Source organism: Nitrospirota bacterium (assembly GCA_023229435.1).
Taxonomy (GTDB): Bacteria; Nitrospirota; UBA9217; order UBA9217; family UBA9217; genus JALNZF01.
The window spans coordinates 1-23,895 of sequence record JALNZF010000039.1; the positions used below are offsets into that span (position 1 = coordinate 1).

Annotated in this window: 18 protein-coding genes, 2 tRNA genes and 1 pseudogene; 6 read left to right on the forward strand and 15 right to left on the reverse strand. The window is 51.3% G+C overall.

Annotated features, from left to right (window positions below; genetic code table 11):
* Window positions 1-403: 403 nt before the first annotated feature.
* The 4 genes from M0R70_15655 to M0R70_15670 form a co-directional block, all read right to left on the reverse strand.
* Window positions 404-961, reverse strand: a complete 558-nt coding sequence (locus M0R70_15655; GenBank protein MCK9420794.1) for a hypothetical protein — start codon at window positions 959-961, stop codon at window positions 404-406.
* Window positions 962-1,272: 311 nt separating this feature from the next.
* Window positions 1,273-1,728: a PIN domain-containing protein gene (locus M0R70_15660; protein MCK9420795.1), complete on the reverse strand. Its 456-nt coding sequence runs from the start codon at window positions 1,726-1,728 to the stop codon at window positions 1,273-1,275.
* The gene (locus M0R70_15665) at window positions 1,722-1,943 is read right to left on the reverse strand and encodes an AbrB/MazE/SpoVT family DNA-binding domain-containing protein (GenBank protein MCK9420796.1); all 222 of its coding nucleotides are present in this window, start codon (window positions 1,941-1,943) and stop codon (window positions 1,722-1,724) included. Before M0R70_15665 ends, M0R70_15660 begins: the two co-directional genes overlap by 7 nt.
* A 176-nt stretch (window positions 1,944-2,119) precedes the next feature.
* Window positions 2,120-3,733 carry an AMP-binding protein gene (locus tag M0R70_15670; GenBank protein ID MCK9420797.1) on the reverse strand — a complete coding sequence of 538 codons (1,614 nt, stop codon included), beginning with the start codon at window positions 3,731-3,733 and terminating at the stop codon, window positions 2,120-2,122.
* A 104-nt stretch (window positions 3,734-3,837) separates the two neighbouring features.
* Between M0R70_15670 and M0R70_15675 the strand changes: the two genes are divergently transcribed.
* Complete coding sequence (locus M0R70_15675) at window positions 3,838-5,667, forward strand: M3 family oligoendopeptidase (GenBank protein MCK9420798.1); 1,830 nt, start codon at window positions 3,838-3,840, stop codon at window positions 5,665-5,667.
* Window positions 5,668-5,711: 44 nt separating this feature from the next.
* On the opposite strand, the gene M0R70_15680 is transcribed toward M0R70_15675, so the two are convergent.
* The 6 genes from M0R70_15680 to M0R70_15705 all read right to left on the reverse strand — a co-directional run bounded on the left by M0R70_15680 (window position 5,712) and on the right by M0R70_15705 (window position 10,156).
* Entirely contained in the window at window positions 5,712-6,119 is a 408-nt protein-coding gene (locus M0R70_15680; GenBank protein ID MCK9420799.1) for a type II toxin-antitoxin system VapC family toxin, read from the reverse strand.
* A 1-nt stretch (window position 6,120) separates the two neighbouring features.
* Window positions 6,121-6,366 carry an AbrB/MazE/SpoVT family DNA-binding domain-containing protein gene (locus tag M0R70_15685; protein MCK9420800.1) on the reverse strand — a complete coding sequence of 82 codons (246 nt, stop codon included), beginning with the start codon at window positions 6,364-6,366 and terminating at the stop codon, window positions 6,121-6,123.
* Between the two features lie 221 nt (window positions 6,367-6,587).
* A tRNA-Asp gene (locus M0R70_15690) sits at window positions 6,588-6,664 on the reverse strand.
* 80 nt (window positions 6,665-6,744) lie between these two features.
* Window positions 6,745-6,820: transfer RNA gene (locus tag M0R70_15695), tRNA-Val, on the reverse strand.
* A gap of 428 nt (window positions 6,821-7,248) precedes the next feature.
* Window positions 7,249-7,947, reverse strand: coding sequence for a PilZ domain-containing protein (locus M0R70_15700; protein MCK9420801.1), 699 nt, complete (start codon window positions 7,945-7,947; stop codon window positions 7,249-7,251).
* Window positions 7,948-8,260: 313 nt separating this feature from the next.
* Window positions 8,261-10,156 carry a GNAT family N-acetyltransferase gene (locus tag M0R70_15705; protein ID MCK9420802.1) on the reverse strand — a complete coding sequence of 632 codons (1,896 nt, stop codon included), beginning with the start codon at window positions 10,154-10,156 and terminating at the stop codon, window positions 8,261-8,263.
* A gap of 205 nt (window positions 10,157-10,361) precedes the next feature.
* Here M0R70_15705 and M0R70_15710 point away from each other — a divergent pair.
* The 3 genes and pseudogenes from M0R70_15710 to M0R70_15720 all read left to right on the forward strand — a co-directional run bounded on the left by M0R70_15710 (window position 10,362) and on the right by M0R70_15720 (window position 13,748).
* A pseudogene (locus tag M0R70_15710) lies at window positions 10,362-11,639 on the forward strand (CoA-binding protein).
* Window positions 11,640-11,771: 132 nt separating this feature from the next.
* Window positions 11,772-12,464 carry an acetate--CoA ligase family protein gene (locus M0R70_15715; protein ID MCK9420803.1) on the forward strand — a complete coding sequence of 231 codons (693 nt, stop codon included), beginning with the start codon at window positions 11,772-11,774 and terminating at the stop codon, window positions 12,462-12,464.
* Window positions 12,465-12,686: 222 nt separating this feature from the next.
* Window positions 12,687-13,748, forward strand: a complete 1,062-nt coding sequence (locus tag M0R70_15720) for a phosphotransacetylase family protein (protein MCK9420804.1) — start codon at window positions 12,687-12,689, stop codon at window positions 13,746-13,748.
* A gap of 452 nt (window positions 13,749-14,200) precedes the next feature.
* On the opposite strand, the gene M0R70_15725 is transcribed toward M0R70_15720, so the two are convergent.
* The 3 genes from M0R70_15725 to M0R70_15735 all read right to left on the reverse strand — a co-directional run bounded on the left by M0R70_15725 (window position 14,201) and on the right by M0R70_15735 (window position 18,179).
* Window positions 14,201-15,304, reverse strand: a complete 1,104-nt coding sequence (locus M0R70_15725) for a radical SAM protein (protein ID MCK9420805.1) — start codon at window positions 15,302-15,304, stop codon at window positions 14,201-14,203.
* A gap of 971 nt (window positions 15,305-16,275) precedes the next feature.
* Window positions 16,276-16,764, reverse strand: coding sequence for a hypothetical protein (locus tag M0R70_15730; protein MCK9420806.1), 489 nt, complete (start codon window positions 16,762-16,764; stop codon window positions 16,276-16,278).
* Window positions 16,765-16,955: 191 nt separating this feature from the next.
* The gene (locus M0R70_15735) at window positions 16,956-18,179 is read right to left on the reverse strand and encodes an Ig-like domain-containing protein (GenBank protein MCK9420807.1); all 1,224 of its coding nucleotides are present in this window, start codon (window positions 18,177-18,179) and stop codon (window positions 16,956-16,958) included.
* 96 nt (window positions 18,180-18,275) lie between these two features.
* Between M0R70_15735 and M0R70_15740 the strand changes: the two genes are divergently transcribed.
* Complete coding sequence (locus M0R70_15740; protein ID MCK9420808.1) at window positions 18,276-18,473, forward strand: hypothetical protein; 198 nt, start codon at window positions 18,276-18,278, stop codon at window positions 18,471-18,473.
* Between the two features lie 112 nt (window positions 18,474-18,585).
* On the opposite strand, the gene M0R70_15745 is transcribed toward M0R70_15740, so the two are convergent.
* Complete coding sequence (locus M0R70_15745) at window positions 18,586-18,897, reverse strand: TRL-like family protein (GenBank protein MCK9420809.1); 312 nt, start codon at window positions 18,895-18,897, stop codon at window positions 18,586-18,588.
* A gap of 313 nt (window positions 18,898-19,210) precedes the next feature.
* On the reverse strand, window positions 19,211-22,453 hold the full coding sequence (locus M0R70_15750) for a hypothetical protein (protein ID MCK9420810.1): 3,243 nt from the start codon (window positions 22,451-22,453) through the stop codon (window positions 19,211-19,213).
* A gap of 258 nt (window positions 22,454-22,711) precedes the next feature.
* Here M0R70_15750 and ilvE point away from each other — a divergent pair, with 258 nt between their 5' ends.
* Window positions 22,712-23,584, forward strand: coding sequence for a branched-chain-amino-acid transaminase (gene ilvE, locus M0R70_15755; protein MCK9420811.1), 873 nt, complete (start codon window positions 22,712-22,714; stop codon window positions 23,582-23,584).
* Window positions 23,585-23,895 lie beyond the last annotated feature (311 nt).

Sequence of the window (23,895 nt, forward strand, 5' to 3'; positions counted from 1 at the left end):
CCTCCCTGCTCATGGTGATCATGTCCTTTTCTGCCACAATGCCCTCCTATTAACGTTAGGCATTGTAACTGGAAATAGGACATTTCTATTTTGGCGAATTAGGACATTATCATTTTGGGATTACATAGGTTGAGAAGAGTATAGCCTTGACGGTATCGACATATATCAAAGGAGTCTTTAGGGTCAAGTCTTTTTTGTTGCATTTTCATCTTCAGTGACTCAAGACTAGGTTTAATTCTAGGAGAAAGACTTGATAATCATATGAAGGCACCTCAGCATACCAGAGCGCATCAGCACTCTCGTATGCTTCAAGGAAAGAGTCCAATCTAACCCTATAGGTTTCTATAGGTTCGCAAGACCTCTGTTTATTTTGTTGAGTAATTAGGGCTGCGCGCCATTGTAATTAGGCTTTCGATAAATACTCTCTAAAGCGTGAAGCCAAAGCGACATATTCAGCAGCGTCCTCCAGAGAGATATCCCTTCCGGTACCAGCGTGTATAGTACTATTATATAAGCCTGCGAGGCGGTGAAAAATCATAACTTTTTTTTTGTCGAGTATCCCTGCCATCGTCAACATATCGCTCATATCATTTACTGTGAAAAAAGAATTCAGTTTTAGTTTGTGGCGAAAGATCGCAGCCACAGCAGCACCTTCTAATTCCCGATACGCAGACGCAACTGCAGCACGTGGAGATAGCTTTATGAGGTCGGACCAATATTGTAAGCTAATAAGCTCAGATTCATTTTCCTTGTCAGAGGGAGGCAGTGATTTTTTTGCTTGATCGACAATTTCATGAAGCTGTTTGCTAAAAGTTAATTCAAAGTCTCTATATTTCAGCTTTTCAAGATATGGCGCCGCATGCGCGATGTGTTTTCGCAGCACCATAAAAATTAAAAGAACAGTTCCAGGCCATGCAAGAGCTTCTATTATTCTTACAACAGGGTCAATTAATTCCTTCATTTTTTCTCCTAACGAACCTATAGGGTCAGGAACCTATAGGTTCAGGTTTTTTATATTGGTGTTACGCCTTCCCTCGCACCAGATTGCTGATGGTCGAGTAATGCATATGTAAATGAGCGGCTATCTGTCGCTGAGTATACCCGTATTTCTGAACAGCTTCAATAATCATTTCGTTCCGTTTCTCTTTGTTGCGCAGTACGCTTTCTTTAAAAACTTTTTTTCAGGTCTGGCCTATTCACATAACGGTGGCTCTTCGGTATGATCTTATCATGCGAGCGCTTGCATGTTACAGGAAGAATACAACGACCTGCTCAGACGCAATCATTGATTATAAGACTTTCAAACTCTTTCACTTTTCTAAATATCTTGTCATTGCAAATAAATCCAGTAGCTCCACAAGAGATCGCTGAGGCAGCCTGAATAGAATCGGGTGTCTTTAATCGGTGTTCTGCGCGGAGCTTAGCCGCTCGGTCGGCAACATTCAGCGTCATGGCGACCCAGGTGAGATTCGGATAGCTTGTCAATAAAGCGTAAAATTTCATGACCAACTCTTCATTATTTTGACGGTACGGCTGCACAAGGACTTCGAGGAGGGTCAGTGTTGACGTTGTAGCTCGCGTCTTTCCCGCCTCAATGCGATCGAAGAGCGTTTCACAGAAGTGCGAATAGCGGGGATGGTGTTCCACAAAATAGATAAAGGAACTCGTATCAAGAAATACTAAAGAGTGATTCTTCAGAAAAGCTTCCAGCGATTGCGACGCTACCACGATTCTCGTTCCTTCTTGAGGTGAGTCTTCGGGTAGCGTCCTTTACCCATACCCGAGAGAGCGGAACGATAATTCTCCGGTTTAGGCATGATAATGGTTACATCATTCTTTACTACGACGAGAAGTTCATCTCTCCCCTTGAGGTGCATCGCCTCTCTAGCTTCCCGGGGAAGAACGATCTGGTTTTTCGAGCTAAGCCGTAATGTAGTTTGCATTGAGGTACCCCCTTTACTGCTTTACATTTACCATAAAAGGTAAAGCATGTCAAGAGGAGAATATTGAAGAAATGAAATGATGAATAAGAGGGATAGAACGTTAGGAAAGGCTAAAAAAGATGTAATCGTTAAAAGTGTCTACAGTTTCTGTAAACATAAATTCTGTCTAATACACATTATGCGGGTGGAGGATTCACTTCTTTTTCCTTGTATAGTTTTCTGAGTTCTTTCTTCATGATCTTTCCGGTCGCGGTTCTCGGAAGGTCTTCGGCGAAGATGAACCGCCGGGGTATCTTGAAGTGCGCCACATGTCCAGTGAGATAATCCCGGAGCTCCTTCGGCGTGGCACGCGCCCCTTCCTTCAGCACCACATACATTATCCCCAGTTCCTTGCCTTCTTCGTGCTCATGGGGCACGCCGATCATGGAGCAGTCCTTGACCGCGTCATGCCGGTAGAGCACCACTTCCACCTCATGGGGATAAACATTCAGTCCATCGACGATGAGCATGTCCTTCTTGCGGTCGATGATCCTGATGTGGCCCGATTGGTCGATGGTGGCCACATCACCGGTGTAAAGCCATCCGTTCCGCAGGGTCTTCGCCGTGTCCTCCGGCCTGTTCAGGTACCCCCGCATCACGTTCGGGCCTTTCACGAGCAGTTCGCCGGCTATCCCCGGGGGAAGCTGGTCACCGCTGTCATTGACCACCTTGACCTCGATCCCGGGAAGCGGCAGTCCCACCGTTCCCGGCTTCCGTTTTTCTTTTTCCAGCGGATTGATGGATACGACGGGCGAGGCCTCGGTCAAGCCGTATCCCTCCAGCAGCGGGACCTTGAAGGCGCTCTCAAATTCATGGATCACCTTCACGGGCAGAGGCGCGGCGCCGGATACGCAGAGCCTGAGGTTCAGCAGGAGTTTCACGAAGAACGGCATGTTCTTTTCAGCCAGGATCTTGTAAATGGTGGGGATCGCGACGAACAGCGTGATCCGATCGATGATCAGGCTCTTCACGACCTTCGAGAACGGCCGCACACCCGGCAGAAGCGAGATCATCGCGCCGGTGATGAGCGGCAGGATGACGCAGACCGTGTAGGTGAAGGAATGGAACAGCGGCAGGAACACGACGAAGCGGTCCTTGTGCGTCACGCGAATGACTTCCGTCGCCGCCATGGCGTTCACCAGAAAATTGCGATGAGTCAGGAGGGCGCCCTTGGGACGTCCCGTGGTGCCTGACGTGTAGAGTATGGTCGAAATATCCTCGGCCGTATGCGGCGGCGATACAAAAGAATCCGTTTGGACAGGCGCATGCGCAAGCTCATTCAGGGTGAAAAAAGAGCGTGTGTCGGAGCGGGTGAGCTTCTGTGTTGTGTCGGCGCAGTCCGCATCGTACAGGCAGATCAGGACAGCGGCGTCGTGCAGGATGAAGTCGATCTCTTCAGCGGCAAGCAGGTTGTTAAGCGGCAGCACGATCCCGCCGCCCCGGATGATGCCGAAGTAGGCCGCGATGTAGTACGGACAGTTATGGCAGAGGAGCGCTATCGGGTCCCCGGGCTTCATGCCGCGCTTGATCAGCTCAAACGCGAACACGGTTGCCAGCCGGTCCATCTCCTTGAAGGAAAACTTTTTACCTTCGAACTTGACAAAGGTCGCTCGCGGGGTCATGTTCGCGCGCGTGTGCAGGACCTGGTCGAGGGGCATGATCTCTCGTATCATGCCCGCGAGTATAGCATAGTCATTGCCGAGGGAATAGAGGAAAATTGAGTCCTTGTTCCACGGGGACAGGGAGCGCATGCAGGTGAAATGTAATTCTGGAAAAGGCAGTTGCTGGACAGTCCGGGCGGGAGCGGGTATACTGTGTGGTATCATAGCTAACCATCTTTCACGAAGGAGCGGGAATGCCTCTCGATCAAAAAAAACCATTCAAGGCCGGTCAAACGGTCTGGAACCTGAAGCCGCTTTTTTCAGGAGATAACGATCCCCGGATCGAGGAGAAACGGAAGCTCGTCGGGAAAAAGAGCACCGCGTTCATCAACACCTGGAAGGACCGCACTGATTATCTTGAAGACCCGGTGATCCTGCGACAGGCGCTGGACCAGTATGAATCGTGGAAGCGGCAGTATGGCACCGACGGCGATGAAGGTTATTACTTCTGGCTCAGGACCCAGCAGGACCAGAACGATCCGAAGCTGAAGGCCAGGTTCAACAAGATCGAGGAGTTCAGCAAAAAGCTCGAGAACGAAAGCCAGTTTTTTTACCTTCGGATCGCCAGGATCAAATCCGAACTGCAAAAACGGTTTCTTGAGCACGAAGGTCTTGCCAAATACCGCCATTTCCTGGAGCGGATCTTTGCCGAGTCGCGTTATCACCTGAGCGAGCCCGAGGAGAAGATCCTGAACCTCAAGCTCGCAACGTCATCTTCGAACTGGACAAAGATGACCGCCGGGTTCCTCTCGAAGGAGGAACGCCCGGTGATCGCCGAGGACGGCAAGAGAAAGAACATGCCCTTTTCGGAGATCGTCGGGCTGATGAACAGCAGGAAGAAACGCGTTCGCGATACCGCGGCAAAGGCGTTCAACGATATTCTGGCGAAGCACGTCGAGGTCGCCGAATCCGAGATCAATTCCGTGTTCGCGAACAAGAAGATCGATGACGAGCTTCGCGGCGCCCCGAGGCCCGACACGCTCCGGCATGTTGCCGACGATATCGAGAGCGAGGTCGTGGATTCCCTGATCGAAGCGGTATCGAAGCGGTTCGCGATCCCGGCGCGATATTACGCGCTCAAAGCGAAGCTGCTGAAGGTCAGGAAGCTCGCCTATCACGAACGGAACGTGGAGTACGGGAAGGTGGCCGGGCGCTATCCCTACCCGAGATCCGCAAACCTCGTTCATACGGTTCTGGGCAAGCTCGACCGGGAATTCGCCGATATCTTCGCCGGGTTCATGGAGAACGGCCAGATCGACGTCTTCCCGAAAAAGGGCAAGGACAGCGGCGCTTTCTGCATCCATCACCTCATGGTCCAGCCCACGTACATCCTGCTGAACCACACCGGAAAACTGCACGATGTCCTGACGATCGCGCACGAGCTGGGCCACGGAATCAACAATGAACTTATCAAAAAGAAACAACATGCCCTTGACTTCGGCACGCCGACCTCAACGGCCGAAGTCGCGAGCACGTTCATGGAGGACTTTGTGCTCGACGAAGTCCTGCACTCGGCTGATGACGAGCTGCGGCTTGCCATCATGATGCAGAAGCTGAACGACGATGTTTCGTCCATTTTCAGGCAGGTGGCGTGCTACCAGTTCGAACAGGAATTGCACAGGGATTTGAGGGAAAAGGGATACCTGTCGAAAGAGGAAATCGGCACATTGTTCCGGAAGCATATGACCGCGTACATGGGGAAGGCCGTTCTGCAGTCAGAGGGTTCGGAGAACTGGTGGGTGTACTGGAACCACATCAGGTACTTTTTCTACGTCTATTCCTACGCGAGCGGTCTCCTCATTTCCAAGTCGCTCCAGCATTCGGTGAAGAAGGACCCGGCGTTCATTCATAAGGTCAAGGAATTCCTGTCCGCGGGACTGTCCGATTCTCCGAAGAACATATTCAACAGGCTCGGGATCGATATTTCGGACAAGCGGTTCTGGAACAAGGGATTGGATGAAGTGGAGAACCTGCTGGACGAGACCGAGCAGCTGGCAAAGAGGCTGGGGAAGATCGGAAAATAGGCAATGAATACAAAGATTCTGACACGACAATAACAGAGAAGGTTTCAGATGATGGTTATCCCAACCGCCTTCTTATAATGCTTCAGGTCGAAGGTGGCAACCCTGGAGTATTTTTTTGATTGCATATAAGCAATATTATACGCATCGATAAAATCCAGTGTTCCTTCCGAATAGAGATCCACAGCGATGTTCATACGCGCATGGTTTGCTATTTTCAGGTTCTTTGATGAGAGGAGAATGGAGAGCACCCCGGTGATTTCTTTCCTGCTGAATCCGTAGAATGAGTCCAGGACCCAGACAATTTCGGCGATGACAAGCTCGCTCGTTTCAAGCTTTATTTGACCCTTATCGGATTTTTCGAAGAGCGCACGCGCCTGTTCATACTGGGATTCTACGTCCTTCACGAAGAACCGGAGAAACACATTGGTATCGACAAAGACGGGATCGTCCATATTATAAACCTTCCCGTGCAATTTTTCTGGCAACCGCTTTCTTCGCGAAATCCCGTTCGCTTCCGCTTCCGACCTTTCTTCCCTTGGCGATCCCTCCGAGGCTCAAAAGAGATTTTCGTTCTTTTCTTTTTAGTATAAGCACGCCATCCTCTATTTCAAAATGGAGGCTGTCTCCTTCCTTGATATGGAGCCTGTCCCGGAACGGCTTCGGGATGGTAACCTGACCTTTCTTCGTGATCGTTGACATATTCCTACCTCCAATATGGTATTACCCATATTATAGGTATTACCAAATCCAAAGTCAACAGGAACTTTCTGCTTTCCTGCCTTCGCAGGAATGAAAATCATGAATAATAAATCGGCTTTACATAAACCGGGATGCTCTATCCGAAATGACAGGAGTACACAAAAAAGCCGGGGCATGCTGCCCCGGCTTTTTTGTTGACTTCTGATTGTGTCCAAAATAAATGGCGGGGCGGACGGGGATCGAACCCGTGACCTCCGACGTGACAGGCCGGCGTTCTAACCAGCTGAACTACCACCCCAGGAATAAGTTGTGAGTGCTTAGTTGTGAGTTCGTAGTTAAAACCAAGAACTAAAAACTCAAAACTGTATTTTCATCTAATGGTGGGCGGAACAGGGATCGAACCTGTGACCCCAGCCTTGTAAGGGCTGTGCTCTCCCAGCTGAGCTATCCGCCCGGTTCCAACCAACTTGGAGATTGGTAATATCTATGATTCGGCAATAAAAGTCAAGAAAAAATTGCAGAACAAATTATCCTAAAACGGCTGTTGACACGGATTAAACATGGATTTTTCTTTAAATTGTCTTTCGCCCAGAGGGTGAAGCCCTCCCATTTTATCTTCATCCGCCTTTATCATAGCTGACACCGCGCAGATTCTTGAACTGTTTTCTCTCCGGCGAATCAAGCGGTCTGCGCTCGAAAGAGGGTGCCGGCTGTTTTATCCAGGCCGTGTCGGGATGGAGCTTGAACAGAAGAGTCTTTAGGATATATTTTGCTGCATTTATAACTTCAGCAACCCGGAGACCAGGTTTATTCCAAGGAGAAAGACTGTATAGGTTTTCGATAATGCTTAATTGCCGCGGCTTTCACGAAGAAGTCGCTCCCTTACTTGCTCTGCTCCAAAACATAGGACCTGATGAGCGCCTGATCTTCAGGGGTGATCTTCACGAACTTCATGCCCATGCCGGCTTCTTTGAACGGACTCGTCTCCAGTTCAAAGCTGTACAGAACAACGGCCTCAAGTTTTACGGTTTTATCTCCTAACTCGAGCTCCACCATCACGACCGTGTTCAGCTGCCGGGGCTCCTCTGTCGGGAAAAACATCCCATATTCCGAAAGGATCGAGACGATCCCTTCCTCGACGCCATCCAGCCTTGCCAGCAGGGAGGCTTCGATCCTGATCTTCTTGCGCGGGGTTTTTCCGAGAGCAGTCTGAACAGCCTGGTAAAATGTTTCAGCGTCCAGCGGTTTATTGAGACAAGCTGTAAACTCCCCCCTTCGGACCCGTAGATCAAGATCCAGGTCCGATGCCTTGGCCAGGACGATGATCGGGATATTCGAAAAGCGGACGTCCTTTTTCAATCGGGAGGCGAGTCCGATGCCGATACTGCTTTCGGCAACGATGATAGCCGGAGGCGCCACGTGCATAAAACTGATCGCCTCCGACCCTGAACCCGCGGTGCAGATGTTATAGCCGTACCGCTGAAGCAGCATGCACGTAAAGAATCGATCGTCAACGTTGAAATCAACAACGAGGACATACAGGTTGTTTTTATCAGTGGTGTCTATGGTTGCTTCTTTCATATTTTGCTCCCGGATACATTATGGATGTTTCCGTAAAAAGGCATTTTTAACGCAGAGACGTAGAAACACAGAGAAAAGCACTTTGACTTAGTGGTAGTGTTCGAAAGGCTGGTGACGTGTTGACGGCCTTTCGGTTCTCTTTATCTAATGTCATTCCCGAGGATTTAATCGGGAATATGGTTTTTACTTTCATCCATTATGTAACCAGTATAAACGCAAACCAGATCCCCGATAGAGGCACTCGGGGATGACGGATTAAAATATAATTGCCTGAGCGCTGTTCTTCTCAGCATCTCAGCAATGGATTGTATATTTAATCCCTGAACGACATCTTGAGCTCGTACACCCCGCCCTCGGCCCGCTTTTCGATGATGAACCCCATTGATTCGAAGAGCTGAAGCATCTGCCGGTTGTCCATCAGCACCGCCGCGGTGAAGCCGAGGAGGCCGCTCTTTCTGGCCAGATACGTGACATAGGAGAGCAGCTCCGCGCCAATGCCCTTGTCCTGGTGTTCGTCACGCACCACAAACGCCACTTCGGCGGTATGGGACTTCTCGTCGATCAGGTACTGCGCCATGCCCATGATCAGTTCTTTTTGTTCCTGCGGGACCACGGCGAGGATCACCATCTCCGTGGTGTAGTCGATCACCACGAATGGCTGGAGCCGTTCGTGGTGCATGTCGGTGCGCGAAGAGATGAACCTCCGGTACATGGAGTCGTTCGACAGGGAATAGAAAAAATCCTTCAGCAGCGGCTCGTCGGAGAGCTTCACGGGGCGGAGCTGAAGGTCCAGCCCCGTCCGCGTGGTCTTGAACGCCTCGAGCGACTCGGGATATTCGCCCTGCACGCCGGAAATAAACGCCTGGTCCTTGTAAATGAGGTTCCGGGCCTTTGCCTCCTCGATGAGCCATCCGCGGAATTTCGGGTGTGCGATCGAGATCAGGTCCATGGCCCGCTCGCGAATGTTCTTGCCGTGCAGGTAGGCGATGCCGTATTCGGTCACGACGTAGTGGATGTCGCCCCGCGAGAGGGTCACGCCCGCGCCCTCCGTGAGGAAGGGGACGATGCGCGAGGTCTCGTCGTTCTCCGCCGTGGATTGGATCGCCAGGATGGTCTTGCCGCCCTGTGACAGCACCGCGCCGCGCATGAAGTCGGCCTGGCCGCCGATGCCGCTGTAGAACAGCTTGCCGATGGACTCGGCGGTGGCCTGACCCGAGAGGTCGATCTCGAGCGCGCTGTTGATGGCGGTCATGTTCCTCTGACGCGCGAGGACCGTTGGATTGTTGGTATAGTTCACCGGCCGGAATTCGATGGCTGCATTATCGTGCAGGAAGTCGTAGGTATCGTGTTTGCCCATGCAGAAGGCGGCCACGGTCTTTCCGCGGTTCAGATCCTTGAGCGTATTGTCAATGACGTGCAGCCTCATGAGATCCACGATCCCGTCGGTCAACAGCTCGGTGTGCACGCCCAGGTGCTTCTTGTTCCTGAGATGAGCGAGGATGGCGTTCGGGATGCTGCCGTAACCCACTTGAAGGGTGTCTCCATCCTCCACGATGCGCGAGACGTAGGTCCCGATCTTCTGGGAGATCTCATCGGCCACCGTGTCCTCGTATTCCAGGAGCGGCTCGTCATACGGGACGATGAAGTCAACTTCTTTGATGTTGATGAAGGTGTCTCCCAACACGCGCGGCATGCGGGGGTTCACCTGGGCGATCACGAGAACGGCGTTCTCGGCCGCGGCCTTGACGATGTCCACGCTGATGCCGAGGCTCATGAATCCGTGATCGTCCGGGAGCGAGGTCTGGATGAGCGCCACGTCCACGGGCACGAGTTTTTTCTGGAACAGACCGGGGACCTGGGACAGGAACACCGGCGTGTAGTCCGCGAGACCTTGATTGACGGCGTCGCGCGTGTTGTTGCCGATGAAGAAGGAGTTGGTGCGGAAGTTGTCCTTGAACTTTGCGTCCGAATAGGGCGTCACGCCCAGGGTCCACACCTGGAGCACCTCGGCGTCGAAGAACGCCTTGGGATTGGCCCGGACATAGTTGATGAGCGCTTTGACGAGGTACTGGGGCTCGCCGCACCCCGTCCCGATGAAGATCCGGTTGCCGGGGTGGATCGTGTTGAAGATGCAATCCTCGGTCAGGAACTTCTCGGCATAGAGTTCCCGCATCTTTTCCATTTTTTTGTTCAGGTCTTCTCTGGTCATGGCAGCACCGTACTCCTCTATTATATCGGCGTTCAGGCTGAAGGTTGAAGTCTATCTGCAAAACCCTTTTCCCTTCAGTCGATTCACCTTTTTCTCCATTGAATTATAGCAGAAGAGCGACCCTGAGAGGAAAATTTGACGAAACGCTCCTTTGTCTTTCTTTGTCCTTGACCCGTCAATGTTTCTCCATTACACTTATCTTATTATGCTCGAATCCTTCTTCAGCCCCGGTTCCATCGCGGTCATCGGCGCGTCCGCGGACCCCAGGAAGGTCGGCCACGCGGTCCTGAATAATCTTTTACGGTTCAAGTTCAAGGGCGCACTGTATCCCGTCAATCCCTCGACCGGCGAGCTGTTAGGGCTCAAGGCGTACGCAAACGTGTCGGACATCGGAAAGCCCGTTGACCTCGCGATCATCGTGATCCCCGCGAAATTCGTTCCTGACGCGCTCCGCGCATGCGCAGCAGCGGGCATCACGTCTGCCATTGTCATCAGCGCGGGGTTCAAGGAGGCGGGCGCCGGCGGCACACTGCTTGAAGAAGAGCTCAAAAAGATCAGCAGGGAACAGCACATCCGCATCCTGGGGCCGAACTGCCTCGGCCTCATCAACACCGCGAACGATTTGAACGCGACCTTTGCCTCAGACATGCTGCTGAAAGGCACGATCGGCTTCTTTTCCCAGTCCGGCGCCATGGGTATCGCGATCATGGACTGGGCCATCGGGAACGGTGTCGGGTTCTCGAAGTTCATCAGCCTCGGGAACAAGGCGGACCTGTCGGAGATCGACTTCATCGATTATTTCATGAACGATCCCGACACGAGCCTTATCCTGGGTTATATCGAGGACGTGGTTGACGGCAGGCGCTTTATCGAGATCGCGCAAAAAGCGACCAAGGTCAAGCCCATTATCCTGCTCAAGTCCGGCGGCACCGAGGCCGGCGCCCGCGCTGCCTCGTCCCATACCGGCGCGCTCGCCGGGTCCGACGTTGCCTTTGATGCGGCCTTTAAACAGACCGGCGTGATGCGGGCCCAGGGCGTGCAGGACCTCTTCGATATGGCGCTTACTTTTTCCGAGGGTAAGATCCCGGCGGGGAACCGCCTGCTGGTGATCACGAACGCGGGCGGTCCGGGAATCATTGCCGTCGACTCCGCGGAACGGCTCGGCGTCCAGCTGCCGCAGATGACCAGGGAGAGCATCGACGCCATCGTCACCAAGCTCCCGCCGAACGCCTCGATCTTCAACCCCATTGACGTGATCGGCGACGCGACGTCGGAGCGCTATGCTGTCGTGCTCGAACAGGCTGCCAAAGACCCGAACGTGGACGGCATCCTCGTGATCCTGACGCCCCAGGCCATGACCGATACGGAAAAGACGGCCGGCGCGGTCATCACCACGGCGAAGTCCACGGCAAAACCCATCATCGCGTCCTTTATGGGCGCGAAGCGCGTGCGCGAGGGCATCAACCTGCTCAAGGCGGCATCGATCCCGAACTTCTCCTATCCCGAGCTTGCGGTCAAGGCGTTCAAGCGGCTGTCCGGCTACCGGGAATGGAAGGATGCACCGCAAGAAGAGGTCGCGGCCTGCTGGTACAACTTCGACTCAGCACAGGAGACCATCACCTCCATCCTCAAGTCCGGCGTATATCAGGTCGGCGAAGAGGAGGCGATGCAGATCCTCACTTATTATGGGTTCCAGTTCCCGAAGCGGGCGCTCGCGAAGACATCATACGAGGCGGTCCAATTCGCGTCGGAGATCGGGTTCCCCGTCGTGATGAAGATCTCGTCGCCCAACATCCTGCACAAGACCGACGTGGGCGGAGTGCGCGTGAACGTGAAAACAGCGAACGAGGCGGAAGACGCCTTTCGTGAGATCACCGCGAATGCCCGGCGCATCATGCCCGAGGCCTTCATCAAGGGCGTGATGATCTCCGAGATGCTGAAAGGCGGCAGGGAAGTGATCCTGGGCGTGACCTACGACCGCACGTTCGGCCACATGATCATGTTCGGCCTCGGCGGCATCTATGTCGAGGTGCTGAAGGACGTGGCTTTCAGGATCGTGCCGGTGGCGCGACGCGACGCGCTTGCCATGGTGAACGAGATCAGGACCACCGGCCTCCTGCGCGGCACGCGCGGGGAACGGCCGTCCGACATCAACGCGATCGCGAGCTATATTGTGAACCTCTCATGCCTCGTGTCCGATTTCCCGGAGATCCTGGAGCTGGACGTGAACCCGCTCATGGTGATGGAGGAGGGCGCAATGGCGCTTGATGCGAGGATCATCTTCCAGCAGCCGGAGGGGAAGAGGTGAAGCCGGTGCGGAATGCCCCCGATAACAACGTTCGAGGGCAGACTCCGTGCGGAGTGCGAAGTGAAAAACGGGGTGGGTCAGAACCACTCGTCAATATTCCCGGTTTTACCGCATTTGATAAACTATCAAAACACTATCTCTGGCTGCATGCAATGATAGGTATGCTCTCTTCGCGCGGTGTTATTCCGCACTCCGCAATCCGCACTACATCAAGGAGGTATTATGATTCCCATTTTCGTCGCATCCAGCACCGGTTTCGCCGGCCGGACCCTCGTCTCCCTCGGCCTTGCCCTGAAGCTCAGGGACATGGACTATAAGGTCGGCGTGATGCAGCCGTTCGGCACCGTCCCGGTGAAGAGCGGGAAGGACGTGTATGACGCAGACGCCCGGTTCTTCAAGGAGACGCTTGCGCTTGAGGAGCCGCTTGACGTGATATCGCCCTTTGTCATGAGCTACGAGGAACAGACGCTGCTCTATCAGGGGAAGGCGACTGACGCGAAGAAGCGGGTCCTTGCCGCATATAGATCGTTCAAGAAAAAGGATTTCATCATCATTTGCGGAGCCGGCGACCTCTTTGAGGGCGCGCTCCTCGGTATCGATACACTGTCCCTTGTGGAAGACATGAAGGCCAACGTGCTCATGGTGGAGCCCTGGCGGGGGGACAGCTCCGCGGACTCGCTCTTTGGCGTGCGTGCGGTCCTTGGCAAGCGGTATGCGGGCGGCGTGATCAACAAGGTGCCGGGAGCCATGATCGAGCACGTGAAGAATATTGTGAAACCCTTTATCGAGAAAAAGGGCGTGCCGGTCTTCGGCGTGATCCCCAAGGACAAGTTCCTCGAGTCCGTGACCGTGGGGCAGCTGAACGAGATCCTGAACGGCAAGGTGCTCTGCTGCGAGGACAAGCTTGACGAATTCGTGGAGAACTTTCTGGTCGGCGCGATGGACGTGGACAGCGCGCTCAACTATTTTCGCAGGACGCTGAACAAGGCCGTGATCACCGGCGCCCACCGCACCGACATTCAGCTGGCCGCGCTCGAGACCTCGACAAAGTGCATCATCCTGACCGGCGGGTTCCAGACGAACGAGGTTGTGCTCGACAAGGCCCGCGTCCGCGGCGTCCCCATCCTGACCGTGGCCGACGACACCTTTTCCGCCATCAACAAGATCGAGCTCCGCATGGGAAAGTCCAGCATCCGCGAGAAGCGGAAGATCGAGCGGGCAAAGGAGCTGATCAGCGCCCACTTCGACATGTTCGGGTTTTTGAAGAAGTTGGACAAGGTGTAAATGTGGACCGGGGGTCGCTATGGCGGACGATCTCTCCTTATCGTTTCGCGGCGGCGTCCTTTCCGTAGTCTTGAGCTGAAGAAACGGAACACAGATCATCTACAAAAAGGAGTGTAGGAAGTTCGAAGCAGCGCATAAGTTATTGTTCAGGACAAACAAGCAAAATTACAGGGCAGAAACTATTCAGTTTACTCCTGCCACATTTTTCAAAAAGAATGCCCGGAAAGCATAACGGCCACCGTTGGCTACCCGCCTATACACCCCATAGCGCAACCACATTGCCCCTGCTGGCTCCAGTCCTTATGGCGGCAAGAAACCAGCGTCGCACGATCGCCATTGGTAAGCTCGCTGATCATTTTCCGTAGAGCCGGTGATTCTATTGACCCTGGAAGAATGACTTTTCCGCAAACATTGATTGGCGACTCACTTGTTGTTTGAACGTTATTTTGCATTTACGATACCCTCTCCTTCTCGGTAAATTCGGCTTTCGACAGCATCGTATTCAACCTCTCATTATAGTAGGAAAACGCCTTGAAAAACGCTTTACAATAGTAGTCCGGCTTCATGATGTCGCCGTAAAACGAGAACGCATGATGCGCACAGCCGCCCCTACACATTGAATTCGACTCGCAGGTTGAACAGGGCGTAAGGTTTTCCTTTGTTCGCGCCATCAGGTCCTTTCGTGGTCCTTTATTGAGTAGCGCATCAAAGGCGTCATCATTGATATTCCCCAGTCTAAACCCCTGTTCGCCGGCAAAACGATTGCAAGGATACACTGAACCATCGGGGAGGAATGAAACAAATTTGGAAAAGCAACTGTCATCCGCGCTGCAATAGAACGGCATGCCGCCGTATATGATGCCGAGTAAAATGCTGTGAGGCGGGTTCACAGTAATCGTCGGCTGCGGGTCATCAAACCAGACATCAAACAAACGAATCAGAACATCGGTATATTCTGCGGGCGTCAAGGACTGTAAATCAGTCGCCTGACCGCGATTCGGCGTCACCGGAGACATGGTAAACGGCAAGCCGAGTGACTTCATATTGCGATAAATCTCCTCCACATAGGGAAGCGTCTCACGGCTGATGACGCAGATCACCCCGATAGTGAGCCCGCGCTCCTTGGCGCGCATAAGATTCTCGACAACCTTATCATAAGTGCACTCGTTGCTTTTGCTTCGCCTTTTTGCATCGTGTAGTTCCCGCAACCCGTCTATACTGCTACCTACCCCGAAAGCGTTGTCTCGCAAGAAATCAATCCACTCGTCATTCAGCAGTGTGCCATTCGTCTGGATAGAGTTACGATATTGAAAGCCTTCCGATGCCATACGATTCTGAACATCCAGAACGTTTTTATAAAATGGGATACCCGCCAAAAGCGGCTCGCCGCCATGCCAGATGAATTTCGTTTCAGCGCCCTGACCATTGTAGCGGAGAAGAGCTTTAATGATTATCTCTGCTGTTTCCTTCGTCATAATGGATGCTGAAGGTCTTTTGGCAAAACAATATTCGCACGATAAATTGCACGTAGTGGCGACCTCAACGATACCCGACATAGTCCCGATCTTACGTTGAACCTCATCGAGGACACCGGGTGGTATCAAGTCTCGTATTTTCGTTGACGATAAAACAGTCACTACATTCCTTTCTAAATGCCCTTGTCCGGCGCAGCCGGATGGCCAAATCCCACGGAATACGATGTGATGCAAATGCCCAAAACAGAAACGAGCGATATGCGCTCTTTATTCTATTCATCGTAGCAGCTGATCGTATGTGTCCATATCTTTTCTCCGCCGCAATCTCGGAGACAACTGAATCGAGTTCCTTATCGGTTATCCGCCCAACTTGTCTGTCTCCAGGGTGTTCAATGAGACGTTCGAGATCCTGCTGGTAGCAGGATCTCGTGCTTGCTGCGCGGCCTGCGGCTCGAAGGTGAATGATGAAATCCTCTATCAACTGCGTCAATGTCTGCTGCATAATCTTCTCCTTTCAAATTGTCGTCGTCCGCCAGTGGGCACGGCGGGTGCTAATGGAGAAGATTATAAGCCGATATGGGGCGAGTGATGCTGCGAAAAGGCCAATGCCGAGATAGACGACGCGTCGCTTGCGACAAAGGCATCGCGAAAATAGGCCGAAACAGCAGGGAGTGACGAGGATAATCAGGCTAAAAGAATAGTACAAGCCTCTATTTTCGACAAACGCTAAATAAGCCGTTTTCTCAGCGCGTTAACGTTTGATTTACATTGATGAAAAATACATGTCGCAAGCGGGCCATAGGAAAATGTCGAAAATCGATTTTCGAAAAGAAAGGCTACGAAGCAAGTTAATTGATTTAAAAAAGAAAATCCAGATGAGCGTTCATGCCCATCTGGGAAAGTGTAATGAATTGAACAGGTCCCAGAATACTCATTCTGAGAGCTCCTTTTTACAGAAGAACCGGCGGGGATGCCGCCGGTTCGTTTGAGAGTTGTTTTGTGAACAGAAGCTTTGGAAAATGCAATATCTCCGCTGAACAAAATATAGCGATTTAATGCCTCCATCCGTCATCAAATTTACTAAAGGTGGCAGTGCCTCCTCTCGTAAAAGTACGCCCGTCCTTGTACATTGTACCGAGTAGTCCAGAGGGTTTATACGTAGCGGTATATGATACAACCCTACGGGTGTCACCATTTTTTTGGATTCCAGTAATTGCAACACTTTCAAACGTTGCAAATTCGATATCGGTGCCATTATAAGGACAAAAAATGCTGTTTCCCTTTTGTGTGCAAACATACATGCTTGCCGTTTGCTTATCTTGCTTGACATACCCTTCCGCAGAGAGTAGTCTCACTACCTCCTCACCGCCTGGTGCAGTATGGATATCGCCCGCAAAACGAAAGAACATTTGAGTTAACTTAGACCCTTTTAATTTTTTATTAAGTACTGATGCCGCCTTGTCTCTGGAAAGGTCACCACACCCTACAACCGTGAGTGCTGCCAAGAGAACCGCAAGAAACAATCCTGTCTTTCCCCGCATAAGATACCCCCCTAGATTAATATGCTAATAAGGTCCCAGAATACTCATTCTGAGAGCTCCTTTTTACAGAGCCCCCCGGCTCCTGCCGGGGGAGGGTCACTTTTCTTGTCTGCATAGTCGTTGACTGACCGGTTCGTCAAGGGGGGCTCTTTGCCCCCCTTGACTGATGGCTGAGAAAACTTCCAGCCTGCCTATTGTGATGTGAGGACTATGCCTGCATTCGCACCGGATACTTCGCTTGCTCCCACAGCCGCAAACTTGGTGCCTGACCAGGTGATGCCATAAAGTTCACTTGTCGTGCCTGATGTGAGGGTTATCCATGTAATGCCGTCAGAAGATGTGAGGATGGTGCCGGAAGCTCCCACAGCGACAAACTGGGTGCCTGACCAGGTGATGCCACGAAGTTCATTTGTCGTGCCTGATGTGCGAGCTGTCCATGTAATGCCGTCAGAAGATGTGAGGATGGTGCCGGAAGCTCCCACAGCGACAAACTGGGTGCCTGACCAGGTGCTGCCACGAAGTAAATTTGTCGTGCCTGATGTGCGAGCTGTCCATGTAATGCCATCAGAAGAGGTGAGGATGGTGCCGGAAGCTCCCACAGCGACAAACTGGGTGCCTGACCAGGTGATGCCACGAAGTAAATTTGTCGTGCCTGATGTGCCGGTTGTCCATGTAATGCCATCAGAAGAGGTGCGAATTGAGCCGGAATCTCCCACAGCGACAAACTGGGTGCCTGACCAGGTGACGCCATAAAGCCCATATGTGCCTTCTGTGGTGAATCTGCTGACTGTCCATGAAATGCCGTCAGAAGAGGTGTAAATTTCGACAAAACCGACAGCGACAAATTTCGTGCCTGACCAGGTGATGCCATTAATAATAAATCCGGTGGTTCCCCAGCCCGTGTAACGGTTTGTCCAAGATGTGCCGTTAGCCGAGGTAAGTATTGTGCCGGATGCGTTCGTGAGAGTTCCCACAGCGACAAACTGGGTGCCTGACCAGGTGATGCCATAAAGGTAATCTGACAGGCCTGATGTGCTGGTTGTTGTCCATGAAATGCCTGCGGATACCGTCAATGTCGTGTTCCCTGATATCGAACCTGATGTTGCTTCAATTAGCGATGTGCCTGTAGTAATACCTGTTGCAAGTCCGCTTGCGTTCACGGTTGCAACGGAAGTTGTGGCAGATACCCACGTTACTGATGAGGTAATATCCTTTGATGTCCCGTCAGAGTATGTGCCCATAGCCTTGCACTGTTTGGTTGCGCCTATGACAATACCCGGGGTTAAGGGAGTTACTGCAATGGACTGAAGCGTTGGTCCTGCTACGCCTCCCCCGCCCCCTCCACTACCACCGCAAGCCGTAACAATAAGTGCTGACAGAAGTACCACAATCAATAATCCGATTTTTCCCCTCATAATGCCTCCCTTTTGTTGAGAATAGTGATAGGGCACTGCTTTGATGCGCCCAATTTATTGACAAATGATTTCATTGTATACTATGAATTCATTGTAATGTCAATCAAAATAGCTATAGTAGTTCGCATGAAGAAAGAGGTCATTATTACCGCCAGAGTTACCCCCGAAACCAAAGACATCATCCAATCTCTCGCTGACAAGGACGAGCGTACCCTTGCCTGGATGGTGCGAAAGCTTTTGCTTGAAGCATTGGATACGCGCGGACTCCTGAAAAAGCAAAAGCCGGGCAAATAATAAAACCGTGCATCCTGAGCGGCTCTAAGTATACCCGACAGGAACCGTAACCCCTCTCGATGAATGAGAGGGGTTAATGGGTATCATATCTCAGCTTACATTACCTAGGCCTTTATTCACCCTTCACAATGACAGTGTATTTTGCAAAAAACCCCAAAACACTGTTAAAACTATGATCTACAGTCATAATCTTTGTAATGCCTGCTTCTTTGGCGGCGGTTGCGATACTGCAATCTCCAACAGCTACCATTCCGAGTACTGACATACAAGAACCTCTACCTTCCTTTGTTGCACCAACATTGCTTGTTGCCGTTACCGGTGCATCAATGGCAGTAAACAGAATCCCAAAAACCGGCGCACTGACACATCCACTCATTGTGGCCAAAAATATAACTGCCAAGACACCTTTAATAATCTTCTTCAATATGCTCACCTCCTTTCTTGCTGATTTCCCAGAACGCCCAGAGGGGAATGTGTAAACTTTCATCCAAATTTCTCTTTGCGATTTACGATATAACTGTCCAAACATGAAAATTACTTAGACTACTTCATTGAATTATTAGTGTACATAGATGTTGAGATGATGCGCCTATTAACGAATAATAATGTGAGGAAATCGCTGAAGCTCTGAAGCTCAAACCGGTTCTTTATAGAGACACAATACTTTAGGAGAACACACGGATAACACACGGATTCGTAAAAAAAGTACATTAAGAGGGGAGATGGCGCTGGATGGATTAGTTCTGCTTGGAGATAGAAGTATAAAGTTCTTCTGTTTTTGAAGAAGGGGTAATATTGAGCACTGCCGCCATCCTGGCATGACACCGGCGGTAAGTGGTCGCGGCTTCGGCGTTTCTGCCGAGTTTCAGGTAAGATGCCATTATTTGTTGATAGAATTCCTCGCATACGTCATCAATCTCGAGTCCCTTCTGAAAGCATTCTATCGCTTTATTATATTGCTTTATCTCTACCCAATATTGTCCCAGGCTGCGTGTAGTCTGGATAAATTTGCTTCTCATGCGGTCCCGGAGGTATGAGGTCCATGAGAACTGAATGTCTGCCGGCAGAAAATGTCCTTGGTACATGTTAATGGTCAATTCAGAGAGACTAATGGCGGATTCCAGTTCGTTCGACTTCTTTTTGTTTGTCACTGACATTTTTTTGTCCCGAAAGCTCTTCCATGCAGCCTCCGATTTATCGAACATGAGCGCAACGTTGAAAACATCCACAAAACAATATCTGGCATCGAGGGTCAGTTTCTCGTCGTGAACTTGAATGGCTTTATCATTGCCGATTAATTTTCTCAAGCGATACAGGGCCAATTCACCCGAGCGATGCGCGGAATATCCATCAGCATCGGGCCAGAGCAGGTCATTGATCTTTGTCGAGGGAACAGCAGCGCCTCCCAGGGAAATGAGCGTTTTGAGGAACGCCAACGGTTTGTGTTGCGCCTTGCCCGAGAATAAAAGCGGTTTGCCATCGATCGCGATTTCGAATCCGCCGAGTGTGGATATTTTGAGCGGATATGGCCAGTTGGCCGGAACGGGCGCATTCTCTTCCGGCAAAAGTCCGCGCTTGCGGATAACGTTCCGCACATATTCCATCTCGATCCCGGCTTCCAGCGCCTTTCTACAGAGGACCGTCATGATTGCTGGTCGCCACCAGTACATGTTCATAAAACCTTTCTCTCGTCCCAACGTCATGGCTTTGCGCAAAAGTCTGAAACCCTGTTGACCATCTTTGCGTTGGAAGGCGATATGAGTTTCCATGATAAGGCACATATATTCAATCATGGTACTTCCCATGCTATGCGCAAGTTTATGCGCTTCAGCCAGATGATTATCAGCTTCACGATGTTTGCCCAAAATATACAACATTTCATAATTGATTATATGATTGACGACAATTCCTTGAATGTCGCCAACGTTACGCATTATAGAAATATACTCTTTGTAATGTCCGAGCGCGGCATGTCGATTCCCTTCGATCAGCGCCTTACAGATTTGCGCGCCATGATAATAGTGACTATCAGTCCGACCCGTTGATTTATCCGGGTTCATTTTTTCAAGCAGGATTTCTGCAGTTTTCAGATCCCCGTTACTCAATGCGGCAACGAGTCCATGACCGACAACATGATTTTCCCAGACACGGACCCCGGATTCCTCTCCCAGTCTTATTGTTTCAAAAGTTTTCTTTATGCAGGCCTCGCAATCCGGTTGGAAATAATCATAGAGCGCTTCGGTGGTCATTACGGTAAGTCGCATGAGATCGGATGCGGAACTCGTCAGGGATTTGCGAAGCTTGTCCAGAACAATTGTAGCATTTGCAATCTCACCCATCCAAAGATAATAGACTGCAAGATAGACGCCCGCCTTCGTGCGGAGTTCAGATGGAGGATTTGTTCGGAAAAAATCCAGAGTCTTTTTTTCCCAAAACCCTATGTCGGGGTGCTGAGGCCGACGAAATGACAGCGCGCTGAACATTCCCACCGTTACCGCGGTGCCAATTTCCGAAGATGGAAACAGAGGGTTTTCTCTCAGTATATTCTCAAGTCGGGGGATCAGGGCGTCCAGAGGAAAATAATCAGCGCCAAAGAAAGCACAATCCACCGCGCCAGCCCAGGAGAGAAAAACTCCCGCCCGATCATCTTGGGCAAGAAATACATGATAGGCCCTATCAAATTCCTTTTTGCTCTCAAATGGATTGAACGGCAACGTGCAGACGCCGCGCCAATACAGCACCCAGGGCGTTTGTTCTGCAATAGTATTCGGCAGTTCACCCAGCCAAGCGTTGACAACACGAGAGCGACCTTGTAAAATCATACGCGGTGCGAGGCTGCAAAGAAGTCTGACGGCATTGTTCCAGTCGAAGGTTTGTAGAAAAAGCACAAGGGCTGCTTCATGTTGCCCGGATTTTTCCAGAGCGGTGGCCGCAGTTGCTTTAAGGTTGTTGATCTGGTCCGCTGAAAATAAACTGTTGCCTCTATCAAGCAGGAACTCATTGAAAAGCGGATGATATTGATAAAGATCCGCCTGCGTCGTATGCTTGGTAGTAAAGAAATTTCGGTGGTTGAGGTCTGACAGGATTTGCTCGGCATTGTTTATCCCGGTGATCGTACGCGCTATGGATGCGGACAATATCGGGAGATATGCGGTTTTCAGTAAAAAATCTCTCGTCTTTTTTTCCAAGTGATCGAATACTTCAGCGACGAAATATTGGAATATACGTTCTTGCGGTAATGCAGCCTCTTCAAAAGATATCTCTTCTCCCTGATAGGTTTCGTCCATCATCAGAACAAGACCTGCAGCCCACCCATCGGTCGCCTTATGCAGGCGCTGCAACATACCAATCCCGGGTTTTTCCCCCTGACGAAGATGCACAAGTTCTTCAATTTCCTGGAGGTTAAGTCTTAGATCATTCCAACCGAATGATGTCATCATACCGTTTGCCTGCAGTCGTATCAGCGTTGGCGGCGGCTCATTTCGGCTGATCAAGATAATTTGCATCCCCGGTGGAACCATGGAAAGACCCGCAAGGATTATTTCATGAAGTCCCGCGTCAGGAGGAACATCCTGATAGTTATCAAAGACAAGAACGGCAGGAGTCTTTAAGCGTTCATAGAGGCCGGCAAAATAGCGGCGTGCAAACGCTGTGATACCAAGCAGATATTCAGGGGTTAAAAACGGAAGGGGGCGGCGCGCTTTCGGCGCAGCTTTTTTTGCTGCGCTGTTAAGGTGGTAGATGAATGTCGCCATATCCGCGTCGCCGGAATCCATCTGGTACCAAACGCGCCGTACCTTGCGCGCCGATAGATACGATGCTATGAGCGTGGTTTTACCAGAACCGCCTGGTCCGGAAATCCAAATGATCGGCTTGTCTGTGCAGTCGTCAAGGCGGGCATAAAGTTCCTTGCGATGAACAACACTTTTAAGTGTTGGACAGGTAATTTTTGCTATTGAGTCTGTCTGTTTTGACGGCATCGGATCAAGAGTATCAGACGGAGAAGAGGCTGTCAAAGAAAATGTGAAGTGTTAGTATTCACGCAGGATCGACGTTTTTGGGTACCATGCTCGATATATTTTCTATTAAGGCGCAAGATTTTTAAGATTCGGTTTCTGTGGTGAGATGGTTTTATGCCACGCCATGAGCAGTCTGAACGTGATCCAGATCATATGCAGGAAGGAACGAAAAGCGCAACTCCTGCTTGACACTCCATGGCAATAATGATATTTTCTGGCATGCTCGTTTATCTTGATGGTCATTTTGTCGCCGGGGAAAAGGCGCAGATCTCGGTCTTTGACCATGGATTTCTTTACGGTGACGGGATCTACGAGACCATGCGGGCCTACGAGGGGAAACTCTTTCTCCTCAGGAAGCACCTTGGCCGACTCAAGCTCTCCGCCGATGCCATATCCCTCAAGCTTCCCCTGCCGCTCGACAAGATCGGCGACGCGCTGAACGAATCGCTGAGCATCAACAAACTCCAGGACGCCTATGTTCGGCTCCACATCTCGCGCGGTCCCGGTGAGATCGGGCTTGACCCTGCGCTTTGCGTCGCTCCGACCATGGTGATCGTTGCCAAGCCCTTCCACGATTATCCCGCCGCTTGCTACGAACGCGGGGTTTCCGTCGCCATCGTAACCACACGCCGCAATCATCCGCTTGCGCTCCCGCCGTCCATCAAAGGCACGAACTTTCTGAACAATATCCTCGCCAAGATCGAGGCCGTGAAAGCCCGCGCGTACGAGGGGATCATGCTCAACTGGGAAGGCTATGTAGCGGAGGGGACCATCAGCAATATTTTCATGGTCAGGAAGGGGGTCCTGTATACTCCCCACCTGGACACCGGCATTCTCAAGGGCGTTACGCGCGAACTGGTGCTCCGCCTCGCGAAACGAATTAAGATCCCGGTCAAGGAAGCCATGCTTCGGCCGAAAGACCTCGTGACCTCGAGCGAGTGTTTCATCACGAACACCACCATGGAGATCATGCCGGTAACGACCATAGACAGGAAAAAAATCGGGAAGGGAATCCCCGGCCCGATCACGGCTGACCTGCACCGTGTCTATCAAAAAGAAGTGCGCGCATGGTTAAAGGCGCAGGCCGTTTAGCGCAGGTCGTCGATCACGAAAAAAATCTGCGTCCTGAGTGTGCTCGATAATCCTAACCCGGAACCAGGCAAATCATTTTCGCGCAAAGCCGCAAAGAGTGCAAAGGAAAGCTTGTCCGTCTTGAATTAAAACAATAATCCCTTTTGTTTTTGTCGTTCTTTGCGGCCTTTGCGGATGTGCTAAGTGGCCCCTTCGGGGCAGTTCGAATTTAACGTTTTTGTAGGGCAAGGCTTCAGCCTTGCTGATACCGAAAAGCCGCAACCCTGAAGGGTTGCCCTACAACTCAATGAAAACATAAAAAACCCAAACAT

Coding starts and splice junctions, on each gene's coding strand:
- M0R70_15655 (MCK9420794.1), bottom strand. CDS start 961: ATGAAGGAATTAATTGACCCTGTTGTAAGAATAATAGAAGCTCTTGCA.
- M0R70_15665 (MCK9420796.1), bottom strand. CDS start 1,943: ATGCAAACTACATTACGGCTTAGCTCGAAAAACCAGATCGTTCTTCCC.
- M0R70_15670 (MCK9420797.1), bottom strand. CDS start 3,733: ATGCGCTCCCTGTCCCCGTGGAACAAGGACTCAATTTTCCTCTATTCC.
- M0R70_15675 (MCK9420798.1), top strand. CDS start 3,838: ATGCCTCTCGATCAAAAAAAACCATTCAAGGCCGGTCAAACGGTCTGG.
- M0R70_15680 (MCK9420799.1), bottom strand. CDS start 6,119: ATGGACGATCCCGTCTTTGTCGATACCAATGTGTTTCTCCGGTTCTTC.
- M0R70_15685 (MCK9420800.1), bottom strand. CDS start 6,366: ATGTCAACGATCACGAAGAAAGGTCAGGTTACCATCCCGAAGCCGTTC.
- M0R70_15700 (MCK9420801.1), bottom strand. CDS start 7,947: ATGAAAGAAGCAACCATAGACACCACTGATAAAAACAACCTGTATGTC.
- M0R70_15705 (MCK9420802.1), bottom strand. CDS start 10,156: ATGACCAGAGAAGACCTGAACAAAAAAATGGAAAAGATGCGGGAACTC.
- M0R70_15720 (MCK9420804.1), top strand. CDS start 12,687: ATGATTCCCATTTTCGTCGCATCCAGCACCGGTTTCGCCGGCCGGACC.
- M0R70_15725 (MCK9420805.1), bottom strand. CDS start 15,304: ATGTCGGGTATCGTTGAGGTCGCCACTACGTGCAATTTATCGTGCGAA.
- M0R70_15730 (MCK9420806.1), bottom strand. CDS start 16,764: ATGCGGGGAAAGACAGGATTGTTTCTTGCGGTTCTCTTGGCAGCACTC.
- M0R70_15735 (MCK9420807.1), bottom strand. CDS start 18,179: ATGAGGGGAAAAATCGGATTATTGATTGTGGTACTTCTGTCAGCACTT.
- M0R70_15740 (MCK9420808.1), top strand. CDS start 18,276: ATGTCAATCAAAATAGCTATAGTAGTTCGCATGAAGAAAGAGGTCATT.
- M0R70_15750 (MCK9420810.1), bottom strand. CDS start 22,453: ATGCCGTCAAAACAGACAGACTCAATAGCAAAAATTACCTGTCCAACA.
- ilvE (MCK9420811.1), top strand. CDS start 22,712: ATGCTCGTTTATCTTGATGGTCATTTTGTCGCCGGGGAAAAGGCGCAG.